Source organism: Campylobacter concisus (genome assembly GCF_002912895.1).
Taxonomy (GTDB): Bacteria; Campylobacterota; Campylobacteria; order Campylobacterales; family Campylobacteraceae; genus Campylobacter_A; species Campylobacter_A concisus_G.
In genome coordinates, this window is the sequence record NZ_POZX01000020.1 from 62,426 (window position 1) to 82,008 (window position 19,583).

A 19,583-nucleotide genomic window follows, 5' to 3' on the forward strand; every position below is an offset into this window, starting at 1 on the left:
TTGTATATTACTAAATTTCTTTTTAAATAGCTTTAAATTTCATCCATGTACCTTTTAGGTATCTAATCGTAAAAAGCACCGCCTTTACAGCCCAGTCAGCAAACATTGCAAACCAAGTACCTATCATGCCAAGATCAAATGTGAGTGCAAAGATATAGGCCAAGATGACTCTACAAGCAAACATACAAACTAAATTTACAATCATCGGATATTTAGCATCCCCAGCTGCTCGAAAAACGGTCGGATATGTGTAGGCAAGCGGCCAGATAAGGCACATCGCGATACCATGATACCAGACGATCTGTCTTGTTAAATTTATAGCTTCTTCCGAGAGATTATAAACAAGAAGCAATGGCTCAAGTAAAAGCAAAATTACTGCTGTGCTAAAAAGCTGGACGATATAGATACTTATCATCGACTTTCTTACGTAAAATTTAGCCTGAGCAAAGTCGTTTGCACCAACACACCTTGAGATAACCACGCTAAGCCCTGTGCCTATCGCCATACCAGGAAGCACTTGAAACATCACGATCGTCCCTCCCACGGCATTTGCAGCGATACTTGCTGTGCCAAAGAGTGAAACAAGGCTCAAAACGATGATGCGACCCACATAAAACATCGAATTTTCAAAGCCATAAGGTACTCCGATATTTAAGATTTTCTTGATGATCTCGTAGTCAAATTTATAGATAAAGCTCTTTCTTATGTGAAGTTTTAGCCTTATATCAAGGAGTAGATAGACTATAACAAAGCAAGCGAGCACCTTGGCTATAAGCGTACTGATGGCGATACCTAAAATGCCTGTATGAAATGTATAAATACTAATGGCAGTTAGAAGTACGTTTAATAAATTTGCAGCCGCCATAATATACATAGGTAGCTTTGCGTTTGACATCGTGCGAAAGATCGCCGCAGCTGCTGCATAGACAGCCAAAAATGGCGCGGAAATAGCTGAGAAAACAAGATAGTGACTAGCATCATGCCTCACTTGCTCTCCAATATCGCCAAAGACATAATCCAAGATAATATCTTTTAAAACTATGATGACCGCTGCGATAAAAAGGGCAAAGATAAAACTAAACCAAATGAGCTGATTTGCTGTGATTTTGGCATTGCCACTTTGTTTATTACCTAGATACTGGCTAGCAACCACCGAGCCACCAGTAGCGATAGCAGTAAATATGCTAATAAATAGCGCCATGACAAACTCCACAAGACTAATCGCACTTACAGCGCTTTCACTAACACTTGCTGCCATTAGCGAGTTTGCAAGCCCTAGACTATACTCTAAAAACTGCTCAACTGCAATAGGGAAAAATAGCTTCGCAAGGTCGGCATTTGAGAAAAATTTTGTATTTTGATCTTTGATTTTGTTTACCATGCTTCCCCTAAGATAAACTTAAAAATTTTAATAGATTTAAGCCAAGATCTGCTTTTTGCAAATCCTGACTTAAAAATTTTAGTGTCTTGAAAGATAATTTGTATCGTAGTTATTGCTTAAAAAGTCTTTATTTTCCATCATGGCGATGTGAAAATCTTTTGTTGTTTTTATGCCATTTATTATGAGCTGATCAAGAGCTACTTTCATCTTATGGATCGCCCTATTTCTATCAGTATCCCAAACCACGAGTTTACCGATCATGCTATCGTAATATGGCGGTATCGAATAATCTTGATAGATATGACTATCCATTCTTACATTGCGGCCACCTGGGCAGACATATTTTGTGATCTTGCCAGGACACGGTGTAAATGTATTTGGATCTTCAGCTGTTATCCTGCACTCGATCGCATGACCTTTTAGCTCAATGCTCTCTTGTGATGGTAGCGCCTCGCCTTCAGCCACTTTTATCATAAGCTCGATGATATCAAGTCCGCTTACCATTTCGCTCACTGTGTGCTCAACCTGAAGTCTTGTATTCATCTCGATGAAGTAAAAGTCTAAATTTTTATCAACCAAAAACTCAAACGTACCAGCTCCCTCGTAGCCAATCGCTTTTGCCGCTTTTATGGCAGTTTCATGTAGCCTCTCTCTTGTTTTTTCATCAAGCAAGATAGCTGGGCTTTCTTCGATTAGTTTTTGGTGGCGACGCTGCATAGAGCAGTCACGCTCGCCGATGTGAAGTACATTGCCATGGCTATCGCCAATTACTTGAACTTCGATGTGGCGTGGGTTTAGGATATATTTTTCCATATACATTGTGCCATCACCAAATGCACTCATTGCCTCGCTCTCAGCAGACCAAAATGCTTTTTCTAAATCAGCCTCTTTTTCAACCACGCGCATACCACGTCCGCCACCACCTGCAGCAGCCTTTAAGATGACTGGATATCCTATCTTTTTAGCTAGCTCTTTTGCTGCTTTTGTGTCAGCCACGGCGCCGTCTGAGCCAGGGATGACTGGTACGCCAGCTCTTTGCATGACCTGTTTTGCCTTACTCTTGTCGCTCATCAAAGCCATTGCAGCGACACTTGGTCCTATAAATTTGATCTTGTGATGTGAGCAAATTTCAACAAAATTTTGATTTTCACTTAAAAAGCCATATCCAGGGAAAATAGCGTCTGCTTCGCTAATCTCAGCTGCACTTATGATAGCTGGGATATTTAGATAGCTATCGCTTGAGCGCTCTTTACCGATGCAGATGGCTACGTCGGCGTATTTTACATAAAGCGCGTCTTTGTCAGCGGTTGAATAAACTACAACGGCTTCTTTACCCATCTCCTTTATCGTTCGCAAAGCACGAAGAGCGATCTCACCGCGGTTTGCGATTAAAATTCTTTTTAATTCCATTAATTTTTCTCCACGCCAAATAACGGCAATCCAAACTCAACTGGCTGTCCGTCAGAGACTAGCATCTCAGTGATCTGGCAGTCAAACTCAGCCTCGATCTCGTTCATGATCTTCATAGCTTCGATGATGCCCACTACATCGCCTTTTCTCACTCTTTGACCTACTTTTACAAATGGAGCAGCGCCTGGGCTTGGAGCAGCATAGAAAGTACCTACCATAGGAGATTTTATGCTATCTTTTGGCGAGTTTGCAGCTGGTTTTACCTCTGAATTAACGACTACATTTACAGGTGCTGGAGCTGGTGCTTGTGCTGCTGGTTTAGCAGGCGCGCAATAATCTGAAAATTTTTCAAGCTCTACCTCAAAATCACCACTTTTTATTTTGATATGATTCATCTCCATATCATTAAAAAATTCGATAAGCTCTTTTATATCTTCTTTTTTCATAGAAAATTCTCCTAAATTTTTATATAAGCGTCTAATTGTAGCGAAAATTAGATAAAAAATTTTTTTATGAAGCAAAAACGAGAACTCAAAGTTACTCTTTTTTGCTAAGTTATTTTTCAGTAATAATTATCTTAATACCTTTAGTATCCACTAAATTTTCATCGATAATGATCTCATCTATCTTTGCTGCCCTTATCACGCCACTTTTTGGATTTTTTATGCTTTTTATCGCTCCGCTTGTGCTTACATCGACACTTGAATATTCAAACGCAAGACTCGTATCCATAAAAATGCAATCTTTTACGATCAAATTTTCCACGTAACAAAGTGCTTGCAAGCTCTTTATCGTGCAGTTTATAAGCGTCACATTTTTTGAGTTCCAAGCTAGATATTCACCTGAGATGAGGCAGTTTTGCGCGGTCACGTTTTCGCAGTTCCAAAATGCATCTTTTGAAATGAGCTTTGAGTTTGTGATATGGACATTTTTACAACCATCAAAGCAGTAGTTGCCATCAAGGTTTAGCCCTTCTATCTCCAAATTTTCACTATTTGCTCCAAAATAATCACCTCTCGCAAATACGTTTTTTATCTTCACATCCGCACATCCCCAAAGCGTTTCACTAGCATCTGAAAAATTTACATTTTCTAGCAAAATTTGCGAGCTTTTTCTAAAGCTTTTTGGAGCGTTGATGAGCGCGTCTTTGAAGCTTAAATTTGTACTGTACCACATACCAGCCCTTGCTAGAGGCTCCAGGTATCCGCCATTTAATTTAATGTCGTTTGCGTACCAAAGTGGGTATTTATAGGCAAAAACGCACTCATCTAGCTTTAAATTTGAGCTATGCTTTAGCGGCGATTCGCCATCTTCAAAGATGCAGTTAGTAAAATTTACACTTTTTGCCCCAAACATCGCACGCTCGCCAGTAAAAATTTCTGCATTTTTCTCTTGCATTTTTGTCCTTTATTAATTTTTGCTGTTAAAATTATACTAATTTTCATCTAATTTAGTCGCTTTATTAAATTTAATTTAAAGACGCAAAGCGTTATAATCGCCCAAAAAAGGAGCAAAAATGGGTTTAAAGTCAGACTCTTGGATAAGAAAAATGTCGGTTGAGAAAAATATGATAGTGCCGTTTGCTGAGGAGCAGGTCGGACGCGGCGTCGTTAGTTACGGCGTTTCTAGCTACGGCTACGATATCCGCGTTGGTGATGAGTTTAAAATTTTTACAAACATCGGCGGCACCGTGGTCGATCCTAAAAATTTTGACGAGAAAAACGTAGTAGATTTTAAGGGCGATGTCTGCATCGTGCCGCCAAATTCATTCGCTCTAGCGCGCACGATCGAGTATTTTAATATGCCAGATAACGTGCTAGCCATCTGCCTAGGCAAAAGCACATATGCAAGGTGCGGTATCATCGTAAACGTCACACCTTTTGAGCCCGGATTTAAGGGGCACATCACGATAGAAATTTCAAACACGACGCCACTTCCTGCAAAAATTTATGCGAACGAAGGCATCGCGCAGGTGCTATTTATCGAGGGTGATGAGCCTTGCGAGGTGACTTATGCTGATAAAAATGGTAAATATCAAGCTCAAGAAGGCATCACATTACCAAGAATTTTGAAGTGATTTTATGCCTTTGCGACCTTGCAAAGGCTAAATTTAAATACTGCTTTTATAATTTCCTCTAAACATTAATTAAAATTTGACGAAATAGAATCTAGAAAGATAAAAAAATTTTTAATAAATTTTAAAATTTTGGCATAGCTTTTGCTTAAATTTTTAGTGTTTTAATACTATACTTAGCATATTTTTAAGGATATTCATGTCAGATAAAAAAAAGACAATAGAAAGAAATTTAAGTGGAATAACAAATCCTATTTTTGAAAAAAATCTTCAAGCACTATTTCAGCAAGATGAGGTCTTGGCTGCTAGACTTTTTGGTATGAATATACAAACTAAATACGAAATCGTTCTAGATAAAAGTGATCCAATACGCATAAATATCATCAATAAAGAATCTAATGAAACAATATATAAAGATCCGGTTGAAGAAATTAGTAAAATGCTTGATAATATAGAAAAAAAATATAAAAGATATCCAGGGCTTTTCTTTTATGGCTTAGGAACTGGTATATTTTATAAAGCTTTGGCAAAAAATAAGACTCATAAAAAAATTGTTATCATAGAACCAGAACTTGAGATCATACATCTTGTTTTAAATATTATTGATATATCAGATGAGCTTAAAGATGAACAAATTGTTCTTTTTTATTCTGAATTTGCTACATATGTACAGTTTTACTATCTCGTATCGCATAGTGATTTAGATATATATGCTAAAACTTATAGCTTAATAATCCACTCTAACTATTATGATAATTTTGCAGATGACTATATCAAAATAAACAAAGATATAACAAGAGCCTTTTCTCAAAATGTCGTTTCCCATGGAAATAGCATAGATGATCTTCTGATAGGCACAAAACAGCATATCGAGAATCTACCTCATATGCTTACTAATTACTGCTATACAAATTTAGTTAAAAAAAGACACGGTCTTATGGATACAGCGATCATTGTTTCAACAGGTCCAAGCCTAGATAAACAGTTAGAAACACTTAAAAAATTTGCACCTTATGTAAGCATTATAAGTGTCGATGCATCCTATCCAATACTCGCAAGAAATGGCATAAAGCCAGATTATGTAACATCAATTGAGCGAATGATACCTACTTCTACATTTTTTGAAAAAAAGCACCCTGGATTTGATGATGATATAAATTTTATTGTAGCTTCAGTCACACACAGCCAAACTGTAAAAAATATATTACCTAGACGTTTAGTGCTTACGATGAGACCTCAACAAGAAGAAAAAATGTTTAGGCTAAACAAATATGGATATCTTGGTGTCGGACATAGTTGTGCAAATATGGCCTACCAGCTAGCGTATGTACTAGGACATAAAAATATTATTTTTATAGGTCAAGATCTTGCTTTTGGTAAAGATGGTGCAAGTCATGCCAAAGGTCACACTATCGCTCAGCCGGACGAAAACTTATACACTACTGCATATGGTGGTGAAGGAGAAGTAAGAACAACTTATGTATGGATGCTATTTAAAAATCAATTTGAAAATGATATCGAGCAAGCTAAATTAGAAGATATAAAATCATATAACTGCACTGAAGGTGGAGCTAGAATAAATGGCGCCATAGAGAAACCTTTTTTAGAAGTTATAAATGAGCTTTGCAAAGGTAAAAAAGTTAAAAATTTACCAAATATCAAAAAAGATAGCGATAAAGTAGCTAACAAAAATTTGTTAAAAGCCTATGAAGTAATACAAAACAAAATAAGAGTTCAAACACAAGCTAAAGAAAAAATAGAAAAAGTATTTTTAGAACTAACACCAAAAATTGATAATTTTATGCTTTTAAGAGATAAGGGCGAAATAAATACAAAACATTTTAAAGAGCTTGTAGGAATATCAAATAAGATAGATAAGCTTAAAAACTGTATCTCTCACAAAAAATATATGAGATATATAGAAAACATCTTTGTTATCTCGACTTATCACCAAGAGTTAGAGCTTGCTAAAGTATCAGTAGCACCAAGTGATACAGATGAAGAAAAAACTAATAAATTAGTTGAGTGGATAGAATTTCATAAATACTGGCTATTTTCAGCAGCTGGTGGTATAAATGCGGATATAGAAACAACAAAAGAAGCCTCAAAACCTCTTATAAAAGAGCTTAAAAAACGTGGCATCTTTCCAAAAAAAGACTAAAGCATGGATATATTAAGATTAATAGGACGCACGAAAAATCTCTTTGAAGATGACATAAAGGTACTTAGTAAAAATTTAAAAGAGATAGTCTCAAGCTCAAGCTTTCTAGTTATTGGTGGTGCTGGTTCTATCGGCTCAGCCGTGACAAAAGAAATTTTTATAAGAGATCCAAAAAAACTATACGTCGTTGATATCTCTGAAAACAACCTTGTTGAGCTAGTACGTGACATAAGAAGCGAATTTGGATATATGAGTGGCGACTTTAAAACTTTTGCCATAGATGTTGCAAGCGCCGAATTTGACGCACTTTTGGCACGAAGTGATGGATTTGACTATGTGTTAAATTTATCAGCGCTAAAGCACGTTAGAAGCGAAAAAGATCCGTTTACGCTTATGAGGATGCTCGAAACAAATATCTTTAACACCGATAAAACGCTGGCTCAAGCTTACAATATGAAGTCAAAAAAATATTTCTGCGTCAGCACCGACAAGGCCGCAAACCCTGTAAATTTAATGGGAGCTAGCAAGCGCATCATGGAGATGTTTGCGTTTAGGCACTCTTTAGAGATCGACGTCTCGATGGCTAGGTTTGCAAACGTGGCATTTAGCGACGGCTCGCTTCTTTTTGGTTTTCAAAAACGCATAGAAAAGTCTCAGCCCATAGTCGCTCCAAACGACGTCAGACGCTATTTTTTAACGCCAAAAGAGAGTGGCGAGCTCTGCCTTTTAAGCACCATTTTTGGCGAAAATAGAGATATATTTTTTCCAAAATTAGATGAAAATTTAGACCTCATAACATTTAGCGAGATAGCCAAGCGATACTTAGTAAATTTAGGCTACGAACCATTTTTGTGTGAAAATGAGGAGGAGGCCAGAAAGCTTGCAAAAGTGCTTCCAAAAGATGGCTTTTACCCTTGTCTTTTTGCGCCTAGTGACACGACTGGAGAGAAGGACTACGAGGAGTTTTTTGTCGATGGCGAGAGACTTGACATGCAAAGACTTCAAAATATCGGCATAGTCAAGAATGATGCAAATTTTGATAGCAAAAAGCTAGAAATTTTCAAAAACAATATCTTAAATTTAAAATCAAGCTTGACATGGAGCAAAAAGGACGTTTTGCGCGAAGTTTTTGAGCTCATACCAAATTTTATGCATAAAGAAACAGGAAAATATCTCGATGAAAAAATGTGATTTTGACGAGGTTTTGAAATTTATAAAAAGTACCTTTAGCAAGGACAAAGTCCCGCTTCACGAGCCTAAATTTATAGGCAATGAGAAAAAATATCTACTTGAGTGTATCGATTCTAGCTTTGTCTCAAGTGTCGGCAAATTTGTCGATGAGTTTGAGAGTAAATTAGCTCAAATGGTAGGTGCTAAATTTGCAGTTGCCACGACAAATGGCACCTCTGCGCTTCATATCTGCCTAAAGTTGGCCGGCGTAGAGCAAAATGACGAAGTGATCACGCAGCCAGTTACATTTATAGCCACTTGCAACGCCATTAGCTACCTTTTTGCAAAGCCCGTTTTTGTGGACGTTGATCTTGATACTCTTGGTATGTCTCCAACGTCACTTAGTGCGTTTTTGGAGAAAAACTGCGAGCTAAAAGGCGGCAAATGTGTCAATAAAACTAGCGGCAGGATAGTGCGTGCCTGCGTGCCTATGCACACCTTTGGACTGCCTTGCAAGATAGTTGAAATAGCTGAAATTTGCAAGCGTTGGAACATCGCTTTGGTAGAAGATAGCGCCGAGAGCCTTGGCAGCTACTACAAAGGCACTCATACGGGGAATTTTGGCAAGCTTGCAGCGATGAGCTTTAATGGCAATAAGATCGTCACAAGCGGAGGTGGTGGAGCGATCATCACAAATGACGAAGATATAGCAAAGCACGCTAAATTTATCACCACAACGGCTAAGGTGCCACATCCTTTTGAGTACCGCCACAGCGAGATCGGTTACAACTACCGCTTGCCAAATTTAAATGCGGCCCTTCTTGTGGCGCAGCTTGAAAATTTGGAGCTATTTTTAAAGAGCAAACGCGAGCTTGCTATGATCTATAAAGAGTATTTTTCTAAATTTGATGATATGAAATTTATAGGTGAGCCAGCGGATGCTAGGTCAAATTTTTGGCTAAATGCGGTGCTTTTTGAAAGCCATGAAAAACGAGATGAGTTTTTGAAATTTAGTAATGAAAATGGCGTTTTCACACGCTCTATCTGGCAGCTTATGAATGATCTTGATATGTTTAAGGACTGCCAAAGAGATGAGCTAAAAAATGCTAAATTTCTAAGCGACAGGATAGTAAATATCCCAAGCAGCGCAAGAGTATAGCTGTGCAAGATATAGTTTTAGTAGGTGGCGGCGGGCACTGCAAAAGTGTGATAGATGTCATCGAGAGCGAGGCTAAATTTAATATAATTGGTATCATAGATACGGCAGAAAATATTGGCAAAAAGGTGCTTGGCTATGAGATAATCGGTGGTGATGATGATCTGGCTGAGGTTTTTAAATCATGTAAAAATGCTGTGGTGACGGTTGGGCAGATAAAAAGCAGTGAGCCTAGAAAAAGGTTGTTTGCACTACTAAAAGAGATAGGTTTTTACCTTCCAGTCATTATTTCTCCGCTTGCGTATACCTCAAAACATGCAAGTGTAGGTGAGGGAACGGTTGTGATGCATCATGCCTTGATCAACGCTGGCGCAAATGTCGGCAAAAACTGCATCATAAACACAAAAGCGCTTGTGGAGCATGACGCAACTATTGGTGATCACTGCCATATCTCAACAGCAAGTGTGGTAAATGGCGGCGTTGTTGTGCAAGATGGGACATTCTTTGGTAGCAATGCAACTAGTAAAGAGTATATCGTGATAGGCGAAAGTTCTATCATAGGTGGCGGAACTAGTGTGATGAAAAGCTTGGAGAAAAACGCTTTTATAAAGGCGCAAAACTAGTATTTTAAAGGAAATTTGATGTCAAATAGGGTTTTTATCATAGCTGAGGCCGGGGTTAATCACAATGGCGATATAAATTTAGCCAAAAAACTAATCGATGTAGCAGCCAGAGCTGGCGCTAACGCGGTAAAATTTCAAACCTTTAAAGCTCAAAATCTTGTTTCAAAAAACGCACAAAAAGCTAACTATCAAAAACAAAATACTGATAAAAACGAGAGTCAGCTTGATATGATAAAAAAACTAGAGTTAAATGAAAATATACACAAGGAGCTCATTACCTACTGCAAACAAAAAAATATCACATTTCTCTCAACTCCTTTTGATAGCGACAGCATAAAGCTTCTTGATGAGCTTGGGCTTAGTACATTTAAGATCCCAAGCGGTGAGATAACAAATTTACCTTATCTTAGGCAGATAGGCGGCTTAAATAAAAAGATCATTCTCTCAACCGGAATGGCAAATTTAGGTGAGGTAGAATCTGCGATAGAAGTACTTATAAAAAGCGGCACGAAACATGGAAACATAAGCCTTCTTCATGCAAATACGCAGTATCCAACGCCGATGGAGGATGTAAATTTAAAGGCGATGATAACTCTTAAAAATGCCTTCGGTCTTGAGGTCGGATATAGTGATCATACGCTTGGCATCGAGGTTGATATCGCAGCGGTTGCCATGGGTGCAAAGATTATAGAAAAGCACTTTACGCTCGATAAGAGTATGCCTGGGCCTGATCATAAGGCGAGCCTTGAGCCAGATGAGTTAGTAGCGATGGTCAGAGCAATTAGAAATATAGAGCTAGCACTTGGTGATGGGTTAAAGCACTTTAGTAAAAGTGAAAGCGAAAATATCAAAATAGCTAGAAAGTCGATCGTGGCAAAGTGTGATATAAAAAAGGGTGAAATTTTTAGCGAGAAAAATATCTGCGTAAAACGCCCAGGGGACGGCATAAATCCTATGAGATGGGATGAAGTGATAGGGCAGATTTCGCAAAAAGACTATCAACAAGACGAACTGATATGAGAAAAATTTGTGTAGTAACAAGCACTAGAGCAGAGTATGGCTTGCTTTACTGGCTCTTAAAGGAGATCGAGGCAGATAGTGAGCTTGAACTTCAAATCATCGCTACTGGTATGCATTTAAGCCCTGAGTTTGGACTCACATACAAAGAGATTGAAAAAGAATTTAAGATAGATAAAAAGATAGAAGTTTTAAGTAGCTCTCATACTAGTCTTGATATTTGTTCGGAGATGGCAAGAGTTTATGAGAAATTTGCTCCGGCATTAGCTGAGCTTAAACCTGACATATTGGTGCTTCTTGGAGATAGATACGAGATATTTGGTGTAGCAGGTGTGGCTAGTATCATGCAGATACCAATAGCACACATACATGGCGGAGAAACTACCCAAGGGGCATTTGACGAGGCCTTTAGACATAGCATAACAAAGATGAGCCATATTCATTTTGCAGCTACAAGAGAGTATGCAAACCGCATAATCCAGCTAGGAGAAGAGCCTAGCAGGGTCTTTAATGTCGGTGGACCTGGCATTGAAAATATAAAAAAGCTAAATTTACTAAATAAAGATGAGTTTGAAAAATTAATAAATTTCAAGCTTGCTAAAAAAAATATACTAATCACATTTCATACGGTAACGCTTGAAAATGGTAGTGCAAAAGAGCAATTTAAAGAGCTTTTAAAAGCGATAGACGAACTGCAAGATACAAATTTTATCTTTACAAAAGCAAATAGCGACACAGATGGTGATGTGATAAATAAAATGATAGATGAGTATGTGAGTAAAAATTCACAAAAAGCTGTGGCGTTTGCTTCACTTGGGCAGCTAAGATACTTAAGTGCGATAAAATTTGTTGATATTGTCCTAGGAAATAGCTCGAGTGGCTTAACGGAAGCACCAAGCTTTAAAAAGGCTACTATAAATATAGGCGACCGCCAAAAAGGACGCGCTAGAGCTAGCAGTGTGATAGACGTTAGGCCTGTTAAAGAAGAAATTTTAGCTGCTATAACAAAAGCATATTCGAAGGAATTTAAGCAAATTTTACAAGACACAATCAATCCATACGATAGTGGTAGCCCAAGTAAAAAAATACTAAAAATTTTAAAAGAAATAGAGCTTGATGATATTTTGAAAAAGAAATTTTATGATATAGGTTTGAAATGAGAATAGTAAACGATATAAAGCTAAGCATAAATTCAACCATAAAAGACGCCCTGCAAACAATCAATAATGGCGGACTCCAAATAGCTATTGTCGTGGATGAAAACGATAGCCTTGTAGGTACAGTAACGGATGGGGATATTAGGCGTGGACTATTAAATGGTCTTGATCTAAATAGCAACATAAATCTTATAGTACACAAGAGTCCAAGTACTGCAAATGTTGGCGATACAAAAGAGTCAATACTAAAAATAGCCCTTGCTAAAAAGCTTCATAAAATCCCACTAATAGATGAACTTGGAAAGCTAGTTGGCATAGAAGATATCGAAGACATTATAAAACCAGCAAGCAAAACAAACAAAGTCATTTTAATGGTAGGAGGCCTTGGTACTAGGCTTAGACCACTTACAAAAGATACTCCAAAGCCGATGCTAAAGGTCGGAAATAAGCCGATACTTCAAACGATAGTTGAGAAATTTGTAGAGTATGGCTTTGTAAATATTACTATGTGTGTAAATTTTAATGCAGGCATCATCAAGGACTATTTTGGTGACGGTAAGGAATTTGGAGTAAACATTGACTACATTTTAGAGCAAAAAAGAATGGGTACAGCAGGTGCATTAAGCTTACTTAAAGAGCGACCAAACGAGCCATTTTTTGTAATGAATGGTGATCTTCTTACAAATGTAAATTTCGAGCATATTTTTAACTACCACATGCTAAATAAAGCCACAGCCACAATGTGTGTAAGAGAGTATGACTACGAAGTGCCTTATGGCGTTGTAAAAATGAATGACAACAAGATAGTAGAGATCTCAGAAAAACCGGTGCAGAAATTTTTCGTAAGTGCTGGGATATATATGCTCTCACCTGAAATTTTAGATTTGATCCCGAAAAATGAGTTTTACGATATGCCGACTCTTTTTGAAAAAGCCATAAGCCAAGGTAAAAACGTAATCTCATTTCCTATACACGAGTATTGGATTGACATAGGGCGATTAGAAGAGTATCAAAAAGCAAATGAAGAATATGCAAAAATATTTTGATTGGATACTTTAAATGAAAGCTCTTATCTTAGGCTATGGTTCGATTGGTAAAAGGCATTGCGAAGTATTGGAAGCTTTACCGCAAATAGATGAGATCTGCCTTGTTACTAGCCAAGATGTAGTTGGGAAAATTTGTTACAAAAGTTTAGAAGAAGTCTCAAATTTAGACAAGTTTGACTACTTTGTCATAGCAACTCCCACATTTTTACACCTGCAAAATTTAAAATTTTTAGACGAGAAAGTAAAAGATAAAATAATACTTTGCGAAAAGCCTTTGTTTGAGGAATTTTACGATTTTACACCAAAAAACAACAAAATTTTTGTAGGCTACGTGCTTAGATTTCATCCTCTTTTACAAAAACTAAAAGAGCTTTTGGAGAGTGAAAAAATTTTGTACATAAATGTTAGTTGTGGACAGTATCTACCAAGCTGGAGAAATGGAGACTATACAAAATGTTATAGTGCTAGCAAAGAAAAAGGCGGTGGAGTTTTGCTAGATCTTAGTCATGAGCTAGACTATACCATGTGGCTGTGTGGCAAATTTAAGAGCATAAAAAGCTTTCAAGGCAAAATCTCAAATTTGCAGATAACAAGCGACGATTTATGTTTAATCTTTGGCAAAACAGACAATAATGTAGTAGCCAATATAAGCATTGATTATCTAAGCCATATGACGCATAGAAACGTGCGAGTGGAGTGCGAAGGCTCCACTTATGAGCTTAATTTCATAGAAGGTACTCTCATAAAGCAAGATATCAATAGGCAAATTTTTAATATGCCAAATTTGGCAAGAAATGAGATGTTTCTAGCTATGCATAAAGATGTCCTAGGTGAACAAAGATACGTTTGTGGCTTTAGCGAAGGACAAGATACTATGGGCACAATAGATCAAATTCAAAGGCAAAATAATGAGTAATGTGTTATGTACAATATGTGCAAGAGGCGGTAGCAAGGGTGTAAAAGGAAAAAATATACGTGAGCTTTGTGGAAAACCACTTATCGCTTACACCATAGAGCAGGCTAGAGAGTCAAATTTATTTGAGCATATAGTAATTAGTACTGATAGCGATTTGATCGCAGAAACAGCAATAAAATATGGTGCAGAAGTATTTTTTAAAAGAGATGCTGCTATGGCCAGCGATACAGCTGGAAAGCTTGATGTGATAAAAGATGCTTTTGTAAAAAGCGAACAACATTACGCACAAAGATTTGATTATGAGATCGATCTTGATGCAACAGCCCCACTTCGTGATGTAAGCGATATCATAAACGCTTACAAGCAGTTTCTAGACGATGAAAATGACAATCTAATAACCGCGATGCCAAGCAGAAGAAGTCCATACTTTAACTTGGTTGAAATTTATCCTGACGGACATGTAGGGCTTGCAAAAACTTTAGCAAAAGCCATTGTAAGACGACAAGATACACCAAAGACTTATGACATGAACGCTTCTATCTATATCTGGAAACGTGAAGCCCTACTAAATAACGATACATTGTTTTTACCAAAAACTGGGCTTTATGCAATGAGTGAAGACAGATCAATCGATATAGACTGTGAACTGGATTTTAAATTTGTAGAGTTTTTAATGAAGGAAAAAAATGCTAACAGATAAAGTCATAGTAGTAACAGGAGGGGCTGGTAGGATAGGAAGTGCTTTCATAAGAGCCATCACTAGTCAAAACGGAGTTGGAGTAATAGCAGAAGTTGACACAAAAAGAGCAAATTTACTAAAAAATGAAATAAAGACCTCAAACAAAGACGCAAAAATCGAAGTTTTACAAATTGATATCAGTGATGTAAATTCTGTTAATGAGGCCATAAATTTCTTATACTCAAAATATGGCCACATAGATGCATTGGTAAATAACGCCTATCCAAAAAACAAAAATTACGGTAAGAAATTTTTTGAGATAGACATGAATGATTTCAATGCCTTCTTAAATTTACACCTTGGTGGGTACTTTAATATCTCACAAAATTTTATAAAATACTTCTTAGAGCAGGGTTACGGCAATATCATAAATATCTCATCTATACAAGGTATCGGAGCGCCTGCTTTTGAGACTTACGAGGGAACAAATATGCACTCTCCTGTCGAATATACAGTAGTAAAACATGGCCTTCTTGGCATGACAAAATACATGGCAAAGATGTTCAAAAAAGACAATATCCGAGTAAACGCTATAAGTCCTGGAGGAATTTTAGATGGGCAGCCTGAGCCATTTTTAAGCCAATATAAAAAAAGATGTGGCATGAAAGGAATGCTCAATGCAAATGATATTTGCGGTACTTTGATCTATTTATTAAGCGACGTATCAAAATATGTAAATGGACAAAATATCGTAGTTGATGATGGATTTAGTTTATAATTTAAAGCCTTAGTTTGCCACTAAGGCTTTAAGTAGCAAATTTAGAATGAGTATTTTAAAATCTTATATACAAAGCTTAAGATATTTTATTGATTGTAAAAGTATAAAACCCCAAAGCTAGGCTTTGGGGTGTGGGTTTGCGTATTGTAAAAGCATTAACACTCTTAAGGCTTTGTGCTACTACAAAGCCTCTACTTAAAACCTTAATTAACTACTGTAGTAGCTTCATTACGTTTTGTTGTACGCTGTTTGCTTGACTCATAGCATAAGCACCTGACTGAGCTAGGATGTTATGTTTTGAGAAGTTAGCAGACTCGCTAGCAAAATCAACATCTCTGATTTGAGATTCTGCTGATTTTACGTTAACTTGAGTTACAGTGATGTTATTAACTGTAGCTTGAAGTTGGTTTTGAACTGAACCAAGGTCTGAACGAACTTGATCTAGTGTTTTTTGAGCAGACTCAGCGATACTCATAACAGCCATAGCACCGCGAAGTGTCATAACACCAGCAGATTGAGCTACTGATAAAGCTTTGCTCATTCTTTGGAAGCCCATAGCAGTTGCTAGGTTTTTATCTATTTGTCCTCTTATGTCTCTTAGGGATACTGATTGTTGAGCACCACCATCAGCAGAGAATGCTATTGACAATTTAGTAGCACCGCCACCTTCTAGTTTAATATCTCTACCATCAAGACGAACCAAATTTAGTCTTCCAACAAAGCCTTTTGTTAAATTGTTACCTTTTCCGCCAAGTCCTTTCTCAATGTCTGTACCAGTTGCAACTATAGCACGACCATCACGGCTTGTTAGTACCATTTTGCCTGTTTCAGCATCAACAGAAGCTTCAACACCAGTTTGATCTTTTACAGAGTTGATAGCATTTACTAGTGCACCGTTTGCATCATTTGCTTTAACCTCTAGGTCGCCGATTTTAACGCCGTTGATTGTTAAAGATTTAATTAGACCACCAGCAATAGCAACACTAGCTTTCCAAGTAACATCAGCTGTCGCTCTAACACCAGTTTTATCAGCAACTTTGTTGATATTCTCAGCTAGAGCACCAAGTCCTTTACCTATACCTGTTGAAATAGTAGCAGCTGTAACGCCAACATCATTTACACCATCAACGTTTAAGAATTTAAGCTTTACTTCACCCATAGCGGTAAGTAATTTTGAACTCTCAAAACGTGTAAGGCCGATCTTATCAGATGTAGTCGCACCAATACTTGCTTTAACAGTTTGGTTTGAGTAAGCACCTATTTGGAATTCTTTATTAGAGAATGTTCCGTTTAGTAGTTGCTGACCGTTAAATGAAGTAGTGTTACCGATATTGTCAAGCTCTTCCATTAGACGAACGATATCAGCTTGCAATGCTTGGCGTGATTGAGTTGTTTGGCCGTCTTGAGCTGATTGAGTAGCTTTTGTCTTGATAGTGTCAAGAATTTTTAGCTGCTCGTCCATAGCTTTATCGGCAACTTGAATGATACCAATAGCATCATTACCGTTTGCAATAGCTTGACCTAAAGCTGAAGCTTGACTTCTTAAGCTATCTGCGATAGATAGACCTGAAGCATCGTCTGCAGCTGTTTGAATCCTAAGACCTGAGCTAAGTTTGTTAAGTGACTTAGATAGGTCAGTGTTGTTGCTAACTGCGTTAGCGTGTGTGTTAAGTGCGTTTACGTTTGTGTTAATACGAAAACTCATTGTAAATCCTTTTAATTTTTAGTTACGACTTCTTGTCGCACAAAAACTATATCGTGAAATTTTCTAAAAACTTTATAGGTATGAATGAAAAAATTTTTAAAAAATTAACATGGATTTGATTTTTATGTCTTGATACTTTAAAAATTATTTTTGCTACAATTACGCCAAAAAAAATTAAAGGCTATATATAAATGAAAAGCTTAATCATCGTGGAATCTCCCGCAAAAGCAAAGACTATCAAAAATTTCTTAGATAAAAGCTACAACGTCATCGCCTCAAAAGGCCACATCAGAGACCTGCCAAAAACTAGCTTTGGCATCAAGATAGAAGATGATAAATTTACCCCAGAGTACCGCGTCAGCAGTGATCACTCAGCCATCGTAAAAGAGATGAAAGAACTCGCCAAGGGTGCTGATGAAATTTACCTCGCAACCGATGAGGATAGAGAGGGTGAGGCGATAGCGTTTCATATCGCAAATGCTATCGGCAAGGAGCCAACCAGCCTTCCTCGCATCGTCTTTCACGAGATCACCAAAAGCGCCATACAAAACGCTCTAAAAAGCCCAAGACGTGTCGATATGAATAGCGTCAATGCCCAGCAAACAAGGCGCTTGCTCGACCGCATAGTTGGCTACAAGCTAAGTCCGCTTTTAAATTTAAAGATACAAAAAGGCTTAAGCGCTGGCCGCGTGCAAAGTGCAGCCCTAAAAATAATAGTCGACCGTGAGCGTGAAATTCAAGCATTTAAGCCAGTTGAGTACTACACTATCGACACCGTTTTCAAAAAAGATCTAGACGCTGAGCTAGTTAAATTTGAAAATCAAAAGATAGAAAAGCTCACTATCCAAAACCCAGACCGTGCAAAATACATCATTGAAAATTTACAAAATGAGAAATTTAGCGTCCGAGAGATCGAGAGCAAGGATAGAAAGATCCAGCCAAGTCCGCCATTTATGACTTCAACACTTCAGCAAAGTGCGAGTAACCGTCTTGGCTTTAGCCCTAAAAAGACCATGATGATCGCTCAAAGTCTCTATGAAGGTGTACAAACTCATGAGGGCTTCATGGGCGCGATCACCTATATGAGAACAGATAGCTTAAATTTAGCCAAAGAAGCCGTCGCAGCCGCTAGAGAGCATATCCTCCAAAACTACGGCAAAGAGTATCTGCCAGCCAAAGCGATAAGCTACACGACAAGCTCAAAAGGTGCACAAGAAGCCCACGAAGCGATCCGCCCTACAAATTTAAACTTCACACCGCAAATCGCAGCTAAATTTTTAGATAAAGACGCGCTCAAACTCTACACGCTCATCTATAATAGATTTTTGGCCTGCCAAATGAGCGCATGTGTGAGCCAAACGCAAAATGTCTATGTCGCAAGCGAAAAAGGCGAGTTTAAGATAAGCGGCAGAAAGGTACTATTTGACGGCTTTTACAAAGTTTATGGCGAGCTTGATAAGGATAAAATTTTGCCAAATTTAAAAAAGGGCGACGATATGAGCTTGCAAAGCATAAAAAGCACGCAAAACTTCACCGAGCCACCAGCTAGGTACTCAGAAGCTGGACTTGTTAAAAAGTTAGAGAGTCTAGGCATCGGCCGCCCAAGTACCTACGCACCGACCATCTCGCTGCTAACATCAAGAGACTACGTGAGAGTCGAGAAAAAGCAGCTCATACCAAACGAGATCGCATTTAGCATGATAGGCGTTTTGGAGGAGCACTTTAGCAATATCGTTGATAGCGAATTTACCTCACATCTTGAAGAAAAGCTCGATGAAATCGCACTTGACAAGGCCGACTGGCAAAAGGTACTAAGTGACTTTTACTATCCATTTATGGAAAAAATCAGCGCTGGCAAAACTGGAATAAAAAGCCTAAAAACAGCCACTCCTATCGGCGAAAAGTGCCCAGAGTGCGGAAGCGAGCTAGTGCTTAGAAAAGGCAGATACGGTGAGTTTATCGCTTGCTCAAATTTCCCAAAATGCAAATACTCAAGAAACATCGCAAAAGATAATGAAAAGAGCGCGGAGGCAGGCGCTGCTACTACGGCAGCTAAACCAAAACGTGAGCTTAAAAAGCTTGATGTGCCATGTCCAAAATGTGGCGGTGAGATCGTCGAGAGATTTAGTAGGCGCGGTAAATTTTACGGGTGTGCCAACTATCCAAAATGTGACTTCGTCTCAAACTACGAGCCAGTTGAGCAAAAATGCGACGAATGTGGCGGCGATATGATCAAAAAAGAGCTTAAAAAAGGCACATTTATAGAGTGCAAAAAGTGTAAGAAAAAGACACTTATCTCTGAAAATTAAA

Annotated in this window: 17 protein-coding genes; 12 read left to right on the forward strand and 5 right to left on the reverse strand. The window is 37.9% G+C overall.

Going from position 1 to position 19,583, the window contains the following annotated elements:
• Positions 1-22: 22 nt before the first annotated feature.
• The 4 genes from CYP51_RS01890 to CYP51_RS01905 all read right to left on the reverse strand — a co-directional run bounded on the left by CYP51_RS01890 (position 23) and on the right by CYP51_RS01905 (position 4,189).
• A complete protein-coding gene (locus CYP51_RS01890; protein WP_103624149.1) occupies positions 23-1,381 on the reverse strand; it encodes an MATE family efflux transporter in 1,359 nt (452 codons plus the stop codon).
• Between the two features lie 78 nt (positions 1,382-1,459).
• Positions 1,460-2,791, reverse strand: a complete 1,332-nt coding sequence (locus CYP51_RS01895) for an acetyl-CoA carboxylase biotin carboxylase subunit (protein WP_072595397.1) — start codon at positions 2,789-2,791, stop codon at positions 1,460-1,462.
• Positions 2,791-3,237, reverse strand: coding sequence for an acetyl-CoA carboxylase biotin carboxyl carrier protein (gene accB / locus CYP51_RS01900; RefSeq protein ID WP_084041901.1), 447 nt, complete (start codon positions 3,235-3,237; stop codon positions 2,791-2,793). The genes CYP51_RS01895 and accB overlap by 1 nt, the downstream gene beginning before the upstream one ends.
• Positions 3,238-3,346: 109 nt before the next feature.
• A complete protein-coding gene (locus tag CYP51_RS01905; protein WP_103624150.1) occupies positions 3,347-4,189 on the reverse strand; it encodes a DUF3737 family protein in 843 nt (280 codons plus the stop codon).
• Positions 4,190-4,307: 118 nt separating this feature from the next.
• Here CYP51_RS01905 and dcd point away from each other — a divergent pair, with 118 nt between their 5' ends.
• The 11 genes from dcd to CYP51_RS01960 all read left to right on the forward strand — a co-directional run bounded on the left by dcd (position 4,308) and on the right by CYP51_RS01960 (position 15,568).
• On the forward strand, positions 4,308-4,868 hold the full coding sequence (dcd, locus tag CYP51_RS01910; RefSeq protein ID WP_021091674.1) for a dCTP deaminase: 561 nt from the start codon (positions 4,308-4,310) through the stop codon (positions 4,866-4,868).
• Positions 4,869-5,064: 196 nt separating this feature from the next.
• Positions 5,065-7,026: a motility associated factor glycosyltransferase family protein gene (locus CYP51_RS01915; protein WP_103624151.1), complete on the forward strand. Its 1,962-nt coding sequence runs from the start codon at positions 5,065-5,067 to the stop codon at positions 7,024-7,026.
• A 3-nt stretch (positions 7,027-7,029) separates the two neighbouring features.
• Entirely contained in the window at positions 7,030-8,217 is a 1,188-nt protein-coding gene (locus tag CYP51_RS01920) for a UDP-N-acetylglucosamine 4,6-dehydratase (protein ID WP_103624152.1), read from the forward strand.
• The gene (locus CYP51_RS01925; RefSeq protein WP_103624153.1) at positions 8,204-9,355 is read left to right on the forward strand and encodes a LegC family aminotransferase; all 1,152 of its coding nucleotides are present in this window, start codon (positions 8,204-8,206) and stop codon (positions 9,353-9,355) included. Before CYP51_RS01920 ends, CYP51_RS01925 begins: the two co-directional genes overlap by 14 nt.
• Before the next feature lie 2 nt (positions 9,356-9,357).
• Positions 9,358-9,975 (forward strand): NeuD/PglB/VioB family sugar acetyltransferase, encoded by a 618-nt coding sequence (locus CYP51_RS01930; protein WP_103624154.1) that lies wholly within the window; start codon positions 9,358-9,360, stop codon positions 9,973-9,975.
• Between the two features lie 18 nt (positions 9,976-9,993).
• Entirely contained in the window at positions 9,994-10,995 is a 1,002-nt protein-coding gene (gene neuB, locus CYP51_RS01935; protein ID WP_103624155.1) for an N-acetylneuraminate synthase, read from the forward strand.
• The gene (gene neuC / locus CYP51_RS01940; protein WP_103624156.1) at positions 10,992-12,152 is read left to right on the forward strand and encodes a UDP-N-acetylglucosamine 2-epimerase; all 1,161 of its coding nucleotides are present in this window, start codon (positions 10,992-10,994) and stop codon (positions 12,150-12,152) included. Before neuB ends, neuC begins: the two co-directional genes overlap by 4 nt.
• Positions 12,149-13,195 carry a nucleotidyltransferase family protein gene (locus tag CYP51_RS01945; RefSeq protein WP_103624157.1) on the forward strand — a complete coding sequence of 349 codons (1,047 nt, stop codon included), beginning with the start codon at positions 12,149-12,151 and terminating at the stop codon, positions 13,193-13,195. The genes neuC and CYP51_RS01945 overlap by 4 nt, the downstream gene beginning before the upstream one ends.
• 13 nt (positions 13,196-13,208) lie before the next feature.
• Entirely contained in the window at positions 13,209-14,111 is a 903-nt protein-coding gene (locus CYP51_RS01950) for a Gfo/Idh/MocA family protein (RefSeq protein WP_103624158.1), read from the forward strand.
• Entirely contained in the window at positions 14,104-14,811 is a 708-nt protein-coding gene (locus tag CYP51_RS01955; protein WP_103624159.1) for an acylneuraminate cytidylyltransferase family protein, read from the forward strand. Before CYP51_RS01950 ends, CYP51_RS01955 begins: the two co-directional genes overlap by 8 nt.
• The gene (locus tag CYP51_RS01960) at positions 14,798-15,568 is read left to right on the forward strand and encodes an oxidoreductase (protein ID WP_103624160.1); all 771 of its coding nucleotides are present in this window, start codon (positions 14,798-14,800) and stop codon (positions 15,566-15,568) included. The genes CYP51_RS01955 and CYP51_RS01960 overlap by 14 nt, the downstream gene beginning before the upstream one ends.
• Before the next feature lie 211 nt (positions 15,569-15,779).
• Here the strand turns inward: CYP51_RS01960 and CYP51_RS01965 are convergent, their stop codons facing one another.
• Positions 15,780-17,273, reverse strand: coding sequence for a flagellin B (locus CYP51_RS01965; RefSeq protein ID WP_103624161.1), 1,494 nt, complete (start codon positions 17,271-17,273; stop codon positions 15,780-15,782).
• 191 nt (positions 17,274-17,464) lie between these two features.
• Between CYP51_RS01965 and topA the strand changes: the two genes are divergently transcribed.
• On the forward strand, positions 17,465-19,582 hold the full coding sequence (gene topA, locus CYP51_RS01970; protein WP_103624162.1) for a type I DNA topoisomerase: 2,118 nt from the start codon (positions 17,465-17,467) through the stop codon (positions 19,580-19,582).
• Position 19,583 lies beyond the last annotated feature (1 nt).